15 protein-coding genes and 1 pseudogene are annotated in these 17637 nt (G+C 52.5%); 12 read left to right on the top strand and 4 right to left on the bottom strand.

The annotated features are described in order from the left end of the window. Positions 1-124: 124 nt before the first annotated feature. Positions 125-1027, bottom strand: a complete 903-nt coding sequence (gene ilvY, locus N7268_RS05560; RefSeq protein WP_198907422.1) for an HTH-type transcriptional activator IlvY — start codon at positions 1025-1027, stop codon at positions 125-127. 156 nt (positions 1028-1183) lie between these two features. Here ilvY and ilvC point away from each other — a divergent pair, with 156 nt between their 5' ends. Then, entirely contained in the window at positions 1184-2659 is a 1476-nt protein-coding gene (ilvC, locus tag N7268_RS05565) for a ketol-acid reductoisomerase (RefSeq protein ID WP_260862056.1), read from the top strand. A gap of 45 nt (positions 2660-2704) precedes the next feature. Here the strand turns inward: ilvC and ppiC are convergent, their stop codons facing one another. Beyond that, the gene (ppiC, locus tag N7268_RS05570) at positions 2705-2986 is read right to left on the bottom strand and encodes a peptidylprolyl isomerase PpiC (protein WP_001140251.1); all 282 of its coding nucleotides are present in this window, start codon (positions 2984-2986) and stop codon (positions 2705-2707) included. A gap of 84 nt (positions 2987-3070) precedes the next feature. On the opposite strand from ppiC, the gene rep reads away from it, so the two are divergent. Further along, positions 3071-5095 (top strand): DNA helicase Rep, encoded by a 2025-nt coding sequence (gene rep / locus N7268_RS05575; protein ID WP_260862057.1) that lies wholly within the window; start codon positions 3071-3073, stop codon positions 5093-5095. Positions 5096-5116: 21 nt separating this feature from the next. Here the strand turns inward: rep and gppA are convergent, their stop codons facing one another. Further along, entirely contained in the window at positions 5117-6598 is a 1482-nt protein-coding gene (gppA, locus tag N7268_RS05580) for a guanosine-5'-triphosphate,3'-diphosphate diphosphatase (RefSeq protein ID WP_260862058.1), read from the bottom strand. 136 nt (positions 6599-6734) lie between these two features. After that, positions 6735-8003: an ATP-dependent RNA helicase RhlB gene (rhlB, locus tag N7268_RS05585; RefSeq protein WP_003829013.1), complete on the bottom strand. Its 1269-nt coding sequence runs from the start codon at positions 8001-8003 to the stop codon at positions 6735-6737. A gap of 238 nt (positions 8004-8241) precedes the next feature. On the opposite strand from rhlB, the gene trxA reads away from it, so the two are divergent. The 10 genes and pseudogenes from trxA (at position 8242) to rffC (ending at position 17636) form a co-directional block, all read left to right on the top strand. Next, positions 8242-8571: a thioredoxin TrxA gene (gene trxA, locus N7268_RS05590; protein WP_001280776.1), complete on the top strand. Its 330-nt coding sequence runs from the start codon at positions 8242-8244 to the stop codon at positions 8569-8571. A gap of 153 nt (positions 8572-8724) precedes the next feature. Next, positions 8725-8833, top strand: a pseudogene (locus N7268_RS05595) (rho operon leader peptide). Between the two features lie 77 nt (positions 8834-8910). After that, positions 8911-10170 carry a transcription termination factor Rho gene (rho, locus tag N7268_RS05600; RefSeq protein ID WP_002437993.1) on the top strand — a complete coding sequence of 420 codons (1260 nt, stop codon included), beginning with the start codon at positions 8911-8913 and terminating at the stop codon, positions 10168-10170. A 236-nt stretch (positions 10171-10406) separates the two neighbouring features. Continuing rightward, the gene (gene wecA / locus N7268_RS05605; RefSeq protein WP_260862059.1) at positions 10407-11510 is read left to right on the top strand and encodes a UDP-N-acetylglucosamine--undecaprenyl-phosphate N-acetylglucosaminephosphotransferase; all 1104 of its coding nucleotides are present in this window, start codon (positions 10407-10409) and stop codon (positions 11508-11510) included. 12 nt (positions 11511-11522) lie between these two features. Next, entirely contained in the window at positions 11523-12569 is a 1047-nt protein-coding gene (gene wzzE, locus N7268_RS05610; protein ID WP_260862060.1) for an ECA polysaccharide chain length modulation protein, read from the top strand. A gap of 55 nt (positions 12570-12624) precedes the next feature. Beyond that, positions 12625-13755, top strand: coding sequence for a non-hydrolyzing UDP-N-acetylglucosamine 2-epimerase (gene wecB, locus N7268_RS05615; protein WP_198907415.1), 1131 nt, complete (start codon positions 12625-12627; stop codon positions 13753-13755). Then, the gene (gene wecC, locus N7268_RS05620; protein WP_260862061.1) at positions 13752-15014 is read left to right on the top strand and encodes a UDP-N-acetyl-D-mannosamine dehydrogenase; all 1263 of its coding nucleotides are present in this window, start codon (positions 13752-13754) and stop codon (positions 15012-15014) included. Before wecB ends, wecC begins: the two co-directional genes overlap by 4 nt. Next, complete coding sequence (rffG, locus tag N7268_RS05625; protein WP_260862062.1) at positions 15014-16081, top strand: dTDP-glucose 4,6-dehydratase; 1068 nt, start codon at positions 15014-15016, stop codon at positions 16079-16081. Before wecC ends, rffG begins: the two co-directional genes overlap by 1 nt. A gap of 18 nt (positions 16082-16099) precedes the next feature. Then, positions 16100-16981, top strand: coding sequence for a glucose-1-phosphate thymidylyltransferase RfbA (gene rfbA / locus N7268_RS05630; RefSeq protein ID WP_260862063.1), 882 nt, complete (start codon positions 16100-16102; stop codon positions 16979-16981). Further along, complete coding sequence (gene rffC, locus N7268_RS05635) at positions 16959-17636, top strand: dTDP-4-amino-4,6-dideoxy-D-galactose acyltransferase (RefSeq protein ID WP_260862064.1); 678 nt, start codon at positions 16959-16961, stop codon at positions 17634-17636. Before rfbA ends, rffC begins: the two co-directional genes overlap by 23 nt. Position 17637: the final 1 nt, after the last annotated feature.

Consider the following 17637-nt stretch of genomic DNA (forward strand, 5'->3'; position numbering starts at 1 on the left):
GTCTGTTCTGGCTCGCTAAACGTGATGGTTAACAAGCCCCCCACATCTACTATGGCACGGGGCATTATACAGAAAAGGAACCCCAAAACTGAATCTACCTCTGATTTTAGGCCTGACGCTGACGTTACTCAGTGATTTTTCGCTCCAGTACAATCTTCCAGAACGCATCGATCAACGGCTCATGTAGTCGCTTTTTCGGCGCGCAGACACCCAGTTCAAATGGCGTTTTTTCGTCACTGCGTTCCAAAATCATGACGCGATTACGCACGGGCTCGGGGCTGTTTTCCAGCACGACTTCCGGCAACAGCGCCACGCCGCAGCCCAGCGCCACCATGGAGACCATCGCTTCGTGCCCCCCCACTGTGGCGTAAATCGATGGGTTGCTGATTTTGTGACGACGGAACCACAGCTCGATGCGGCGGCGCACCGGCCCCTGGTCGGCCATGATAAACGGCACCGTTGACCAGTCCGGTTTGTCCACTGAAACCTGATTACGCACCGGGCAAGGTAGAGCCGGTGCGATCAACACGACGGTCAGATTCTCCAGCATGGAAAACGCCACCGCGCCGGGCAGCGTCTCGGGTTTACCTGCAATCGCCAGGTCGGCTTCTCCGGTGACCACTTTATCCATCGCGTCGGCAGCATCACCGGTGGTGAGCTTAATTTCCACCGACGGATGCTCTGCGCGAAAGCGGTCAAGGATCGGTGGCAAATGGCTGTAGGCAGCCGTCACCGAACAAAAAATGTGTAGCTCGCCTGACAGCGATGGCCCTTGCTGATCGAGGGTGTGGCGCAGTTGCTGGTACTGTAATAGCGTTTGTTGGGCAAAAACGCGTAACTCCTCGCCCGCTTCGGTCAGGGTCACCGTGCGGTTATCACGCACAAACAGTGGTTGACCCAGGTCCTCTTCGAGGCGCTGAATCTGCCGGGAGAGCGTGGAAGGGCTAACGTGCATCGCGCGCGCACTGCGGCCGAAATGGCGGCTCTCCGCCAGATGCAGAAAGGTTTTTAGATCGCGTAAATCCACAGGCGAAGCCCTCGATGTTTACGTTGCAGAAATTGCAATGTGACGTTGTGAATATATCAATTTCCGCAATAAATTTCCTGTTGTAATGTGGTGACATTCTCGCTTAACCGCGAACCGAACAATAACACGCACAACATCACGATCACGGAGTTCACCATGGCTAACTACTTTAATACACTGAACCTGCGCCAGCAGCTGGCACAGCTGGGCAAATGTCGCTTTATGGGTCGCGACGAATTCGCTGACGGCGCGAGCTACCTTCAGGGTAAAAAAGTGGTCATCGTCGGCTGTGGCGCTCAGGGGCTGAACCAGGGCCTGAACATGCGTGACTCGGGGCTGGATATCTCTTACGCCCTGCGTAAAGAAGCCATTGCTGAGAAGCGCGCTTCCTGGCGTAAAGCGACCGACAACGGCTTCAAAGTGGGCACTTACGAAGAGCTGATCCCGCAAGCGGATCTGGTCGTTAACCTGACGCCGGATAAACAGCACTCTGATGTTGTACGTTCCGTTCAGCCGCTGATGAAAGACGGTGCGGCGCTGGGCTACTCTCACGGTTTCAATATCGTGGAAGTGGGCGAGCAGATCCGCAAAGACATCACCGTGGTGATGGTCGCGCCGAAATGCCCGGGTACTGAAGTGCGTGAAGAGTATAAACGTGGTTTCGGTGTTCCGACCCTGATCGCGGTTCACCCGGAAAACGATCCGAAGGGCGAAGGCATGGCAATTGCGAAAGCCTGGGCAGCAGCGACCGGCGGTCACCGTGCGGGCGTTCTGGAATCGTCTTTCGTCGCGGAAGTGAAATCTGACCTGATGGGCGAGCAGACTATCCTGTGCGGTATGCTGCAGGCCGGTTCTCTGCTGTGCTTCGACAAGCTGGTGGAAGAAGGCACCGACCCGGCATACGCGGAAAAACTGATTCAGTTCGGCTGGGAAACCATCACCGAAGCGCTGAAACAGGGCGGCATCACCCTGATGATGGACCGTCTCTCTAACCCGGCGAAACTGCGTGCTTACGCGCTCTCTGAACAACTGAAAGAGATCATGGCGCCGCTGTTCCAAAAACATATGGACGACATCATCTCCGGCGAATTCTCTTCCGGCATGATGGCGGACTGGGCCAACGACGATAAGAAACTGCTGACCTGGCGTGAAGAGACCGGTAAAACCGCGTTCGAAACCGCGCCGCAGTTTGAAGGCAAAATCGGTGAGCAGGAGTACTTCGATAAAGGCGTTCTGATGATCGCGATGGTGAAAGCGGGCGTTGAGCTGGCGTTCGAAACCATGGTTGATTCCGGCATCATCGAAGAATCCGCTTACTATGAATCACTGCACGAACTGCCGCTGATCGCGAACACCATCGCCCGTAAGCGTCTGTACGAAATGAACGTGGTGATCTCTGATACCGCAGAATACGGCAACTATCTGTTCTCTTACGCTTGCGTACCGCTGCTGAAAGAGTTCATGACCACACTGCAAACCGGCGACCTGGGCAAAGCGATTGCCGAAGGTGCGGTAGACAACGCCCAACTGCGTGACGTTAATGATGCGATTCGCAGCCATGCGATCGAGAAAGTGGGACAGAAACTGCGCGGCTATATGACGGATATGAAACGTATTGCTGTCGCGGGTTAATGACAATTTGCAGACAAAGGCCTTCTCTCTGAGAAGGCCTTTCTGTTAGTTACGGTACAGCACTTTAATGATGTGGTAACCGAACTGCGTGTGCAACGGGCCAGTTGGCTCCAGCACCGGGCAGGAGAACACCACTTTATCGAACGCCGGAACCATCTGGCCCTGGCGGAATTCACCTAAATCACCGCCGCGTTTGCCTGACGGGCAGATGGAGTGTTTTTTCGCCAGTTTACCGAAGTCGGCACCGTTCTTAATCTGCTCCAGAAGATCCAGAGCCAGTTTCTCTTCTTTAACAAGGATATGCAGTGCTGCTGCTGTTTTTGCCATGATCGCGCCTTGAGTGGGGTGGTTGAGGCTGGCTATACTACCATGCTCTAAATTTCCCCTCCCTACTTTCATTGAGTGATCTGTATGCGTTTAAACCCCGGACAACAACAAGCCGTCGAATTCGTCACCGGACCTTGCCTGGTGCTGGCGGGGGCGGGTTCCGGTAAGACGCGAGTGATCACCAATAAAATCGCTCACTTGATTCGTGGTTGCGGCTATCAGGCGCGGCATATTGCGGCAGTCACCTTTACCAACAAAGCGGCGCGCGAGATGAAAGAGCGTGTGGCGCAGACGCTGGGGCGCAAAGAGGCGCGAGGGTTGATGATCTCCACCTTCCACACGCTTGGGCTGGATATTATCAAGCGCGAATATGCGGCGTTGGGGATGAAGTCGAACTTCTCACTGTTTGATGATACCGATCAGGTGGCGCTGCTGAAGGAGTTGACTGACGGGCTTATCGAAGATGATAAGCTCATACTTCAGCAACTGATCTCGACGATCTCCAACTGGAAAAACGATCTGATGACCCCGGCGCAGGCGGCAGCCAGCGCCAAAGGCGAGCGCGACCGTATTTTTGCCCACTGTTACGGCCTGTACGACGCGCATATGAAGGCGTGCAATGTGCTGGATTTCGATGATCTGATTCTGCTACCGACGCTACTGCTTCAACGTAATGAAGAGGTGCGTGAGCGCTGGCAGAATAAAATTCGTTATCTGCTGGTGGATGAGTATCAGGACACCAACACCAGCCAGTACGAACTGGTTAAGCTGTTGGTAGGAAAGCGTGCGCGTTTTACCGTGGTGGGTGATGACGATCAGTCCATCTATTCATGGCGCGGCGCACGTCCGCAGAACCTGGTCCTGTTGAGCAAAGATTTTCCGGCGCTGCAGGTGGTTAAGTTGGAGCAAAACTACCGTTCTTCCGGGCGTATCCTGAAAGCGGCGAATATTCTTATCGCTAATAACCCGCATGTCTTTGAAAAAAGACTCTTTTCTGAGCTGGGTTACGGTGCTGAACTTAAAGTATTGAGCGCCAATAACGAAGAACACGAAGCGGAACGTGTCACGGGGGAGTTGATTGCCCATCACTTCGTTAACAAAACACAGTATAAAGATTACGCGATCCTCTATCGCGGCAACCATCAGTCGCGGGTATTCGAAAAATTCCTGATGCAAAACCGCATCCCGTACAAAATTTCTGGTGGCACCTCATTTTTCTCCCGTCCGGAGATCAAAGATCTGCTGGCCTATTTGCGGGTATTGAGCAATCCGGATGACGACAGTGCATTTCTGCGCATCGTCAATACGCCGAAACGTGAAATTGGTCCCGCCACGCTGCAAAAGTTGGGCGAGTGGGCGATGACGCGTAATAAAAGTTTGTTTACCGCCAGCTTTGACATGGGATTGAGCCAGACGCTCACCGGCCGTGGTTATGACTCGTTGACCCGCTTCACGCACTGGCTGGGCGAAATCCAGCGTCTGGCCGAGCGTGAACCGATCGCGGCCGTACGCGATCTGATCCACGGTATTGATTACGAATCCTGGCTGTATGAAACCTCACCCAGCCCAAAAGCCGCAGAAATGCGCATGAAAAACGTCAATACCCTGTTTAGCTGGATGACGGAAATGCTGGAAGGCAGTGAACTTGAAGAGCCGATGACCCTGACCCAGGTGGTGACGCGCTTTACGCTACGCGACATGATGGAGCGTGGAGAGAGCGAAGAAGAGTTGGATCAGGTACAGCTCATGACGCTGCATGCTTCGAAAGGGCTGGAGTTCCCGTACGTCTTTATGGTGGGGATGGAAGAGGGATTTCTGCCACATCAGAGTAGCATAGACGAAGACAACATCGATGAAGAGCGTCGTCTGGCCTATGTTGGGATCACTCGCGCACAGAAAGAGCTTATCTTTACGCTGTGCAAAGAGCGTCGTCAGTACGGTGAGCTGGTGCGCCCTGAGCCGAGTCGTTTCCTGCTGGAGTTACCGCAGGATGACATTATCTGGGAACAAGAGCGTAAAGTGGTGAGCGCCGAAGAACGTATGCAAAAAGGGCAGAACCACCTGGCAAATCTGAAAGCGATGATGGCGGCAAAGCGAGCGAAACCGTAGGCCAGCCAGGCGAAATGACGATTACTGCACGTCTAACGGCCAGTGGACATAGCTCTGCCACTGGCTTTCTTGTTCAATCAACTCTTTGCCCAACGGATGCTGTTGCAGCCAACCTTCTGGCAGCGTCAGAGTCAGAACTTCATTCGCCGCCTGTAAGGTGATTTCTGGCACCAGGTCGTCACGGCGACGGCTGGCGAAAATGATGGCCAGACGCAACAAACGACAAAGGTGTTCAGCAATGCGTGGCGGTACAGCATTTTGCTGATGAAGCGAAGAGAGATCGACGGGGTTGGTCTGGTTTAATAACAGCGTGGCTAACAGTTTTTTCTGTGCGGGGGTAAATCCCGGAAGATCGAGATTTCGTACCAGGTAAGCCGCATGTTGTGGCGCCTGTTTAAAATCAACGCTCAGCCCAATTTCATGAAGCTGGCATGCGCTAATCAGGAGTTCACGGCTGATGGGCTCAAGATGCCAGTCTTTCTCGACCTGATCGAGAAACTTGCTTGCCAGATTGGCTACCCGGTGCGCTTGCTCAGTATCGACCATAAAGCGACGCTGAATATTACGCAATGTGCGGCTACGAATGTCCTGATCGACAGCCAGATGCAGCATACCGTAGACCAGACCTTCACGTAATGCGCCGCCAGCGAGGGTCATGCACTGAATATTGAGTTCGGTGAAAATGGCGATCAGAATGGCCAGGCCGCTGGGGAATACCAGGGCTCGCTCCAGCGTTAACCCTTCGATTTCCAGTTCTTCAAGACGCCCGCAATGAATGGCTCGCTGCTTTAGTTGCTCGAGTTTCGCCAGCGTAATGCGTTCATCCATTCCCTGCGCCATCATGATTTCTTGCAGCGCCTGTACCGTGCCAGAGGCCCCGACGCAGACTTTCCAGCCATGAAAACGTAGCTTGTCAGCAACCGGACGCAGAACATCACGTGCCGCTTTCTCTGCTTCGTCAAAGTTTTCCTGTGCCAGATTACGGTCGGTAAAGTACCGTTCAAGCCACGTCACACAGCCCATGGACAGGCTAAACAGAGAGGTTGTTTGTGCACCTGAGCCTGTGACCAGTTCGGTGCTGGCCCCGCCAATATCAACGACCAGACGTTGATCTGCGCCGCCGGTTGTGTGGGCAACACCCTGATAAATCAGCCGTGCTTCTTCTTCCCCGCTGATGACCTGGACGGGACAGCCGAGGATCTCTTGCGCTTTAGCAATAAACGCATCGGCATTGACGGCGATGCGCAATGTCGCGGTGGCGACTACGCGGATTTGCGGTTGAGGGATATCCTGCAATCGCTCAGCAAATAAGCGCAGGCATTGCCAGCCTCGCTCCATCGCTTCGGCGGAGAGAACATTGTCGCTGTTCAGCCCTGCAGCCAGACGCACCTTGCGCTTAATCCGCGTGAGCGTCTGAATGCTTCCTGCCACTTCGCGTACAACCAGCATATGAAAACTATTGGAACCGAGATCAATGGCTGCATACAACGAGGTAGAGTTCATACACTTCATCCTTCAACCTGTATCTGTGTTGGCTGCGTTCTCTCACCCGAATCACTTACTAAAGTAAGCTCATCGGGATTCGTTCTCTTGCCGCCTTGATACAGGCTGAATGATTTTGCGTATGGCATAACTTTTCTTAACCTGAACGACGACGATTACGTGGAGCACCACCGGTACGACGTGGGCCATTGCCTGTGCGCGGGCGCGTCAGACGCAGCGGCTTCGGCAGATCGGTCATTAGTGCGTCCGGGTTGTACTTACTAACCGGAATCGAGTGGCCGATATAGGTCTCGATTGCAGGTAAATTCAACGCATACTCTTCACAGGCCAGACTGATTGAGTGACCGCTTGCACCGGCACGACCCGTACGACCAATACGGTGAACGTAGTCTTCACAGTCATCCGGCAGGTCATAGTTAAAGACGTGGGTGACTGCAGGAATATGCAGGCCGCGCGCAGCAACATCGGTCGCCACGAGAATATCGAGATCGCCACGGGTGAACTCATCAAGAATACGCAGGCGTTTTTTCTGTGCTACGTCACCGGTGAGCAGGCCGACGCGATGACCATCAGCGGCAAGACTGCCCCAGATATCTTCACAACGGTGCTTGGTATTGGCGAAAACAATGGCGCGATCTGGCCACTCTTCTTCGATAAGCGTTTGCAGCAAACGCATTTTCTCTTCGTTTGAAGGGTAGAAGAGTTCTTCTTTAATACGGTGACCCGTCTTCTGTTCTGGCTCGACTTCAACGTACTCGGCGTTGTTCATCTGCTCGAACGCCAGTTCGCGAACGCGGTAAGAGAGCGTTGCAGAGAACAACATGTTCAGACGCTGGGTGGTGGGCGGCATGCGGCGGAACAGCCAGCGAATATCTTTAATAAAGCCCAAATCGTACATACGATCGGCTTCATCCAGGACGACAACCTGAATCGCGCCCAGGTTGATATGGTTTTGTTTTGCGTAGTCAATAAGACGGCCGGTGGTACCGATAAGGATATCGACGCCGCTTTCCAGCACTTTCAGCTGTTTATCGTAACCGTCGCCACCATATGCCAGGCCTAATTTCAGACCGGTGGTCTGTGCCAGTGGCTCGGCATCAGCGTGGATCTGCACGGCTAACTCACGCGTTGGCGCCATAATTAACGCACGCGGTTGGTTCACCTTGCGATCGGCAATCGCGGGATGAGAGAGAAGATAATGAAACGTAGACGTCAGGAACGCCATCGTTTTTCCGGTACCGGTTTGCGCCTGCCCTGCAACATCGCGACCTGCCAGCGTTAGCGGCAGCGCGAGGGCCTGAATGGGCGTGCAGTTATGAAACCCTTTATTTTCAAGGGCTTCTATCACCTTTGGGTGCAGGGCGAAGTCGGAAAACTTCTGTTCTGTTAAATGTGTTTTGCTCATAGTGTGGTAGAATATCAGCTTACTATTGCTTTACGAAAGCGTATCCGGTGAAATAAAGTCAACCTTTAGTTGGTTAATGCTGTACATAAAGCATTCATGAAGCGCCGAGGCGGCAAGTGAATGAGTCACATGAACGTACAATATACGTGACTGGGGCACTGAGCGCAGCCAACAAAGCGGCAGCTTGAAAGATGATGTGTATACACCAACACACCAGGCTTATTCCTGTGGAGTTATTATGAGCGATAAAATTATTCACCTGACTGACGACAGTTTTGACACGGATGTACTCAAAGCGGACGGAGCGATCCTCGTTGATTTCTGGGCAGAGTGGTGCGGTCCGTGCAAAATGATCGCTCCGATTCTGGATGAAATCGCTGACGAATATCAGGGCAAATTGACGGTTGCTAAACTGAATATTGACCAAAACCCAGGCACCGCGCCGAAGTATGGTATTCGTGGCATCCCGACCCTGCTGCTGTTCAAAAATGGTGAAGTGGCGGCGACGAAAGTCGGCGCGCTGTCCAAAGGTCAGCTGAAAGAGTTCCTCGACGCGAATCTGGCGTAAGCGGAATTATCATGATCGGGCGGCCATACTCCTAAATGATTCGGATGACTGGACGCCCGACTTGAGTCGTGCTAACTTAGTGTTGACTTCGTATTAAACATACCTTATTAAGTTTGAATCTAGTTTTATCCAATACTTCCCGTTGTTTCTCGCGTGAGAAGTGGACAGATTCCTGGCTTGTCACTCAATCCGTCTTGTCGTTTCAGTTCTGCGTACTTTCCTGTGACCAAGACAGCGAACAGACATGAGTCGATGGCCGTAAACAGGCATGGATGATCCTGCCATACCATTCACAACATAAGTTCGAGATTTACCCCAAGTTTAAGAACTCACACCATTATGAATCTTACCGAATTAAAGAATACGCCGGTTTCTGAGCTGATCACTCTCGGCGAAAATATGGGTCTGGAAAACCTGGCTCGTATGCGCAAGCAGGACATTATTTTTGCCATCCTGAAGCAGCACGCAAAGAGTGGCGAAGATATCTTTGGTGACGGTGTGCTGGAGATATTGCAGGATGGATTTGGTTTCCTCCGCTCTGCAGACAGCTCCTACCTCGCCGGTCCTGATGACATCTACGTTTCTCCCAGCCAAATCCGCCGTTTCAACCTCCGCACTGGTGATACCATTTCTGGTAAGATTCGCCCGCCGAAAGAAGGTGAACGCTATTTTGCGCTGTTGAAAGTTAACGAAGTTAACTACGACAAACCGGAAAACGCCCGCAATAAAATCCTCTTTGAGAACTTAACGCCGCTGCACGCAAACTCTCGTCTGCGTATGGAGCGTGGTAACGGTTCTACTGAGGACTTAACCGCTCGCGTACTGGATCTGGCCTCTCCAATTGGTCGCGGTCAACGTGGTCTGATTGTGGCACCGCCGAAAGCGGGTAAAACCATGCTGCTGCAGAACATTGCACAGAGCATTGCTTACAATCACCCAGACTGCGTACTGATGGTTCTGCTGATTGACGAACGTCCGGAAGAAGTGACCGAGATGCAGCGTCTGGTGAAAGGTGAAGTGGTTGCTTCTACCTTTGACGAACCGGCATCTCGCCACGTTCAGGTTGCGGAAATGGTGATCGAGAAGGCGAAACGCCTGGTTGAGCACAAGAAAGACGTTATCATTCTGCTCGACTCCATCACCCGTCTGGCGCGTGCTTATAACACCGTGGTTCCGGCTTCCGGTAAAGTTCTGACCGGTGGTGTGGACGCTAACGCCCTGCACCGTCCGAAGCGTTTCTTCGGTGCGGCGCGTAACGTGGAAGAGGGCGGCAGCCTGACCATCATCGCGACTGCGCTGATCGATACCGGCTCTAAAATGGATGAAGTCATCTACGAAGAGTTTAAAGGTACCGGCAACATGGAACTGCACCTCTCTCGTAAGATTGCTGAAAAACGCGTCTTCCCGGCTATCGACTACAACCGTTCTGGTACCCGTAAAGAAGAACTGCTTACCACTCAGGAAGAGCTGCAGAAAATGTGGATCCTGCGCAAAATCATCCATCCAATGGGTGAAATCGACGCGATGGAATTCCTCATCAATAAGCTGGCGATGACCAAGACGAATGACGACTTCTTCGATATGATGAAGCGCTCTTAACTCGGGCATCGTCCGAAAACGCCACGTTTTTACGTGGCGTTTTGCTTTTGTGTCTGTAACATTAACGACACATGAAGACGCGTGGTATCCCTCGCCTTTATTTTGCGCTGCATACGTCATTCGTGTTTTGTGGTTAATAATTATACAAAACAGGTATTTCGGAGCGGAGTTTCCCTTCTGAATAAAGGTCTTCGTGGTTATACTTCTGCTATTAATTTTCTCTGAGAGCATGCATTGTGAATTTACTGACAGCAAGTACTGATCTCATCAGTATTTTTTTATTCACGACACTGTTCCTTTTTTTTGCGCGTAAGGTCGCAAAAAAGATCGGTTTAGTGGATAAACCCAACTTTCGTAAACGTCATCAGGGATTGATTCCGTTGGTTGGGGGGATTTCGGTTTATGCTGGCATTTGCTTCATGTTCCTCATCGCCGACTATTACATACCCCATGCCTCACTCTATCTGGCCTGTGCCGGTGTTCTGGTTTTTATCGGCGCTCTGGACGACCGTTATGATATTAGCGTAAAAATTCGCGCCACCATTCAGGCTGCCATCGGCGTTATTATGATGGTCGTTGGTAAACTCTATCTCAGCAGTCTCGGTTACATCTTTGGTCCCTGGGAGATGGTTTTGGGGCCTTTTGGCTATTTCCTGACGCTTTTCGCCGTTTGGGCAGCGATTAACGCCTTTAATATGGTGGATGGTATTGATGGTCTTTTGGGGGGGCTCTCCAGCGTTTCCTTTGCCGCAATGGGGCTGATTCTATGGTTTGATGGACAAACCAGCCTGGCCATCTGGTGCTTTGCTATGATCGCTGCCATTCTGCCTTACATCATGCTGAACCTGGGGATTCTGGGGCGTCGTTATAAAGTCTTTATGGGCGATGCGGGCAGTACGCTGATTGGCTTTACCGTTATCTGGATTTTGCTAGAGACCACACAGGGTAAAACGCATCCTATTAGTCCGGTGACCGCGCTGTGGATTATCGCCATTCCGCTGATGGATATGGTGGCAATCATGTACCGCCGCTTGCGTAAGGGTATGAGTCCTTTCTCTCCCGATCGTCAGCACATCCATCATTTGATTATGCGCGCAGGGTTTACTTCCCGACAGGCGTTTGTCCTGATCACCCTGGCAGCCGCGATTCTGGCCTCTATTGGCGTATTGGCAGAATATTCTCATTTCGTCCCTGAATGGTTCATGCTGGTGCTCTTTTTGCTAGCATTCTTCTTTTACGGCTATTGCATCAAGCGTGCCTGGAAGGTGGCGAGATTTATCAAACGCATGAAGCGTAGGCTGAGAAGAAATCGTGAAAACAAGCCAGACTTAACCAAGTAAATTGAGGATGCGATGACACAACCATTACCGGGAGAGCATGCCGTGAGCGCTGAAAATGAACTGGATATCCGTGGGTTGTTTCGTACCTTATGGGCAGGGAAGGTGTGGATTGTCGGCGTCGCTCTCGCGTTTGCGCTTGTTGCTCTCGCCTATACGTTTTTTGCCCGGCAGGAGTGGAGTGCGACGGCCATATCCGATAAACCGACGGTGAATATGTTGGGGGGGTATTACTCCCAACAACAGTTTTTGCGCAACCTGGATATTAAGGCCAGCCTTGCGTCCGCGGATCAGCCATCAGTGATGGACGAAGCGTATAAAGAATTCATCATGCAACTTGCTTCCTGGGATACACGGCGTGAATTCTGGTTGCAGACCGACTACTACAAGCAACGTATGGTGGGGAACAGTAAAGCCGATGCAGCGATGTTGGATGAACTGATCAACAACATTCAGTTTATGCCCGGCGATGCGCTTCGTAATACCAATGACAGCGTGAAGCTGATTGCGGAAACGGCTCCTGATGCTAACAACCTGTTGCGCCAGTACGTGGCGTTTGCCAGTCAGCGCGCAGCGCGTCATTTGAACGATGAGTTAAAAGGCGCATGGGCTGCGCGTACTGTACAGATGAAAGCGCAAGTCAAACGTCAGGAAGAGGTGGCTAAATCTATTTTCTCCCGACGCGTTCATAGCATTGAACAGGCTCTCAAGATCGCTGAACAACATAATATTTCTCGCACTTCAACCGATGTCCCTGCGGAAGAATTACCGGACTCCGAACTGTATTTACTCGGACGCCCAATGCTGCAGGCCCGACTCGAAAACCTGCAGTCTGTCGGCCCCGACTTCGATCTGGACTATTTCCAAAACAGAGCCATGCTGAACACACTGAACGTAGGACCTACACTCGATCCTCGTTTTCAGACCTATCGTTATTTGCGGACGCCGGAAGAACCGGTAAAACGTGATAGCCCACGTCGTGCCTTCCTGATGATTATGTGGGGCATTGTGGGGGCTCTGATCGGTGCTGGTGTCGCGTTAACCCGTCGCCGCACGATATAGCACCACCGTTGCAGTGAGGGGCTGGGCCCTCACTGCCAATCCGAAGAGAATCGATGTGAAAGTACTGACTGTATTTGGCACGCGACCGGAGGCCATTAAAATGGCGCCTCTGGTTCATGCGCTGGCAAAAGATCCTGATTTTGAGGCGAAAGTTTGCGTCACTGCGCAGCATCGCGAGATGCTGGATCAGGTGTTGAACCTCTTCTCTATTGTTCCTGACTATGATCTCAATATTATGCAGCCAGGCCAGGGACTAACAGAAATTACCTGCCGAATCCTGGAAGGATTAAAGCCCATTCTGGCTGATTTTAAACCCGATGTCGTATTAGTACACGGTGACACCACAACCACTATTGCGACCAGTCTGGCCGCGTTTTATCAGCGCATTCCGGTTGGCCATGTCGAGGCGGGATTGCGAACGGGCGATCTCTATTCTCCCTGGCCAGAAGAGGCAAACCGCACGTTGACCGGCCATCTGGCGATGTATCATTTTGCACCGACAGAGAACTCGCGCCAAAATCTTTTACGCGAAAATATTCCTGATAACCGCATTTTTGTCACCGGCAATACGGTTATTGACGCGTTGATCTGGGTTCGGGACCGCGTACTGGCGAACGATGCGCTACGCGCCGAACTGGCGGAGCACTATCCTTTCCTGAGTGCGGATAAAAAGATGATCCTGGTGACCGGTCATCGCCGGGAAAGTTTTGGTCGCGGTTTTGAACAAATCTGCCACGCCCTGGCTGAACTGGCTGCAGCCAATCAGGACGTACAGATTGTCTACCCGGTTCACCTGAATCCGAATGTCAGTGAACCGGTGAATCGCATCCTGGGTCACGTTAAAAACGTGATTCTGATCGAGCCGCAGGAGTATCTGCCGTTTGTCTGGTTGATGAATCATGCCTGGCTGATTCTTACTGATTCCGGCGGGATTCAGGAAGAGGCCCCTTCTTTGGGCAAACCTGTGCTGGTGATGCGCGAAACGACGGAGCGCCCGGAGGCCATTACGGCGGGAACCGTGCGTCTGGTGGGGACAGATCCTCAACGGATAGTTGAAGAAGTCACGCGTTTACTGCATGACGAAAATGAATATCAGACCATGAGTCGAGCCCATAATCCGTATGGTGACGGGCAGGCATGTGGCCGCATTTTACACGCGTTAAAAAATAATCGGATATCGCTATGAGTTTTACGACCATTTCTGTCATTGGGCTGGGTTATATCGGGCTGCCGACGGCAGCGGCCTTTGCTTCCCGTCAAAAACACGTGATTGGCGTAGATGTAAATCAGCATGCGGTGGATACCATTAACCGCGGTGAAATCCATATCGTTGAACCCGAGCTGGGTACCGTAGTGAAAACGGCGGTCGAAGAGGGATATCTTCGCGCGACCACAAAACCTGAAGAAGCGGATGCGTATTTAATTGCCGTACCTACCCCGTTCAAGGGGGAGCATGAACCCGATATGGTGTATGTCGAAGCTGCCGCGAAATCGCTTGCGCCGGTGCTGAAGAAAGGGGCGTTAGTGATCCTCGAATCAACGTCCCCGGTCGGCGCAACGGAGCAGATGGCCGGCTGGCTTGCACACATGCGACCCGATCTGACGTTTCCTCAGCAGGCAGGGGAACAGGCGGACGTCAACATCGCATATTGCCCGGAGCGCGTATTGCCGGGGCAGGTGATGATTGAGTTGATTAAAAACGATCGCGTTATTGGTGGGATGACACCAGCCTGTTCCGCGCGCGCCAGCGAGCTGTATAACATCTTCCTTGAAGGTGAATGCGTGGTGACCAATGCCCGCACGGCGGAAATGTGCAAACTGACCGAAAATAGCTTCCGTGACGTCAATATCGCTTTTGCCAATGAATTATCGCTGATCTGCGCCGATCAAGGGATTAACGTCTGGGAACTCATTCGTCTGGCAAACCGCCATCCGCGCGTTAATATTTTGCAGCCTGGGCCAGGCGTAGGTGGGCACTGTATTGCGGTCGATCCGTGGTTTATTGTGGCGCAGAATCCGCAGCAGGCGAAGCTTATCCGCACTGCACGTGAAGTGAACGATGGTAAACCACACTGGGTTGCCGATCGGGTAAAAGCGGCTGTCGCGGATTGTCTGGCGGAGACCAACAAGCGTGCCAGCGAAGTTACCGTGGCCTGTTTTGGCCTGGCGTTTAAACCGAACATCGACGATTTACGTGAGAGTCCGGCGATGGGGATTGCACACAGTATCGCCCAGTGGCACAGCGGGGAAACGCTGGTGGTGGAGCCAAATATCCATCAACTGCCGAAAAAACTGGATGGCCTTTGCACTTTAGCGACGTTGGATGATGCGCTGGCCCGTGCTGATGTGCTGGTGATGCTGGTCGATCATAATGAATTTAAAGCCATTAACAGCGATGCTGTTCATCAACGGTACATCGTTGATACCAAAGGAGTCTGGCGCTAATGAAACGCATTCTTGTCACTGGTGGCGCCGGATTTATCGGCTCAGCGGTTGTACGGCATATCATTAATGAGACGCAGGATGCCGCGATTGTGGTTGATAAGCTGACCTACGCCGGAAACCTGATGTCACTGACACCGGTCGCACAGAATGACCGTTTTAGCTTTGAGCAAGTCGATATTTGCGATCGCGCCGCGTTGGATCGGGTTTTCCAGCAGTATCAGCCAGACTGTGTGATGCATCTGGCCGCGGAAAGCCATGTTGATCGTTCTATCGATGGCCCGGCTGCGTTTATTGAAACGAATATCGTGGGAACCTACACGCTGTTAGAAGCGGCGCGAGCTTTCTGGAGCGCCCTGGCCGATGAGAACAAATCGGCGTTTCGCTTCCATCATATTTCGACTGATGAGGTGTATGGCGATCTGCACTCCACCGGGGATTTCTTCACGGAAACCACGCCGTATGCGCCGAGTAGTCCGTATTCCGCGTCGAAAGCCAGCAGCGATCATCTGGTTCGAGCCTGGCAGCGTACTTACGGCCTACCGACATTAATTACCAACTGCTCCAATAACTATGGCCCTTACCATTTCCCGGAAAAACTGATTCCGCTGATGATCCTCAACGCGCTGGCGGGGAAACCATTACTGGTGTACGGCAACGGGCAGCAGATCCGTGATTGGTTATATGTAGAGGATCACGCCAGAGCGCTCTATTGCGTGGCAACCACCGGTGAGGTAGGGGAAACCTACAATATCGGCGGTCATAACGAGCGTAAAAATCTGGATGTGGTCGAAACCATTTGTACTCTGCTGGAAGAGCTGGTTCCGCAAAAACCGCAGGGCGTGGCGCAGTACCACGATTTGATTACCTTTGTTGATGATCGTCCGGGCCACGATTTACGCTACGCGATTGATGCTTCGAAAATTGCGCGAGAGCTTGGTTGGATGCCGCAGGAAACCTTTGAAAGCGGAATGCGAAAAACCGTGCAATGGTATCTGGATAACGAAGCCTGGTGGAAAAATGTGCAGAATGGTAGCTATCAGGGCGAACGTTTAGGTCTGAAGGGTTAGTTTCCGTAGGAGGTACGCATGAAAGGTATCATTCTGGCGGGCGGCTCAGGCACCCGCTTACATCCTATTACGCGTGGTGTATCGAAGCAGCTCTTGCCTGTCTACGATAAGCCCATGATTTACTATCCGCTGTCTGTACTGATGCTGGCGGGAATTCGTGACATTCTGATTATCACCACGCCGGAAGATAAAGGTTATTTCCAGCGGTTGTTAGGTGATGGTTCTGAGTTCGGCATTGATTTGCAGTACGCTGAACAACCCAGTCCGGACGGGCTGGCGCAGGCATTTATCATTGGCGAAACGTTCCTGAACGGTGAACCGTCATGCCTGGTTTTAGGCGACAACATCTTCTTTGGTCAGGGATTTAGCCCGAAATTACGTCAGGTTGCGTCCCGAACGGAAGGGGCGACGGTGTTTGGTTATCAGGTCATGGATCCCGAACGGTTTGGCGTGGTGGAATTTGATGACGATTTTCGTGCTATCTCGCTGGAAGAGAAGCCGAAAGCACCGAAATCTAACTGGGCAGTCACCGGGCTCTATTTCTATGACAGTAAGGTGGTGGAATACGCAAAACGCGTGAAGCCATCTGAACGCGGAGAGCTGGAGATTACCTCCATCAACCAGATGTATCTTGAAGAAGGTAGCCTGACGGTTGAACTGCTTGGTCGTGGCTTTGCGTGGCTGGATACCGGTACTCATGACAGCTTGATTGAAGCCAGTACGTTTGTGCAGACCGTTGAGAAACGTCAGGGCTTTAAGATTGCCTGCCTGGAAGAAATCGCCTGGCGTAATGGCTGGCTGGATGACGAAGGCGTGAAGCGTGCCGCCAGCGCGCTGGCTAAAACTGGTTACGGCCAATATTTACTGGAGCTGCTCCGTGCTCGTCCGCGCCAGTATTGAAGCGCTGGGCTGGGAAAATACCTTCTTTGGCGTCAATAGCGCCATTGTCCGTATTGACCCACACGCACCGGTTCTGACCGAGACGACATTGCAGCCCTGGGGACGTGTGCAGGCTAAAATCCCCGCCGCCGATACGCAGGCATTAGATGCGTTGCAGGCGTTGGGTTTTTCGCTGGTAGAAGGCGAAGTGGATTTTACCGTGCCGGTAACCTGCGTAAGCGGCAATCCTGCTGCTCAAATCGCGCAAGCCGCTGATATCCCGGCGCTACGCCAGTTGGCGGCACAGGCGTTTATGCAAAGCCGTTTTCGTGCGCCATGGTACGCACCCGATGCCAGCGCGCGTTTCTATGCCCAGTGGATTGAAAATGCCGTATTGGGGACGTTCGATCATCAATGTCTCGTGTTTCGCACTGCAGCAGGCGACATTGGTGGTTATGTCTCGTTACGCGAACTGAATGATACCGAGGCGCGAATTGGCTTGCTGGCGGGGCGCGGTATGGGTGCAGAACTGATGCAGGCAGCGCTTTGCTGGGCGCAGGCTCGCGGTAAAAAAACATTGCGGGTGGCGACCCAGATGGGCAACACCGCCGCGCTTAAACGTTATATACAGAGTGGTGCAAATGTGGAAAGCACCGCGTACTGGTTATACAGGTGAC

It is taken from the genome of Citrobacter sp. Marseille-Q6884, assembly GCF_945906775.1.
Taxonomy (GTDB): domain Bacteria; phylum Pseudomonadota; class Gammaproteobacteria; order Enterobacterales; family Enterobacteriaceae; genus Citrobacter.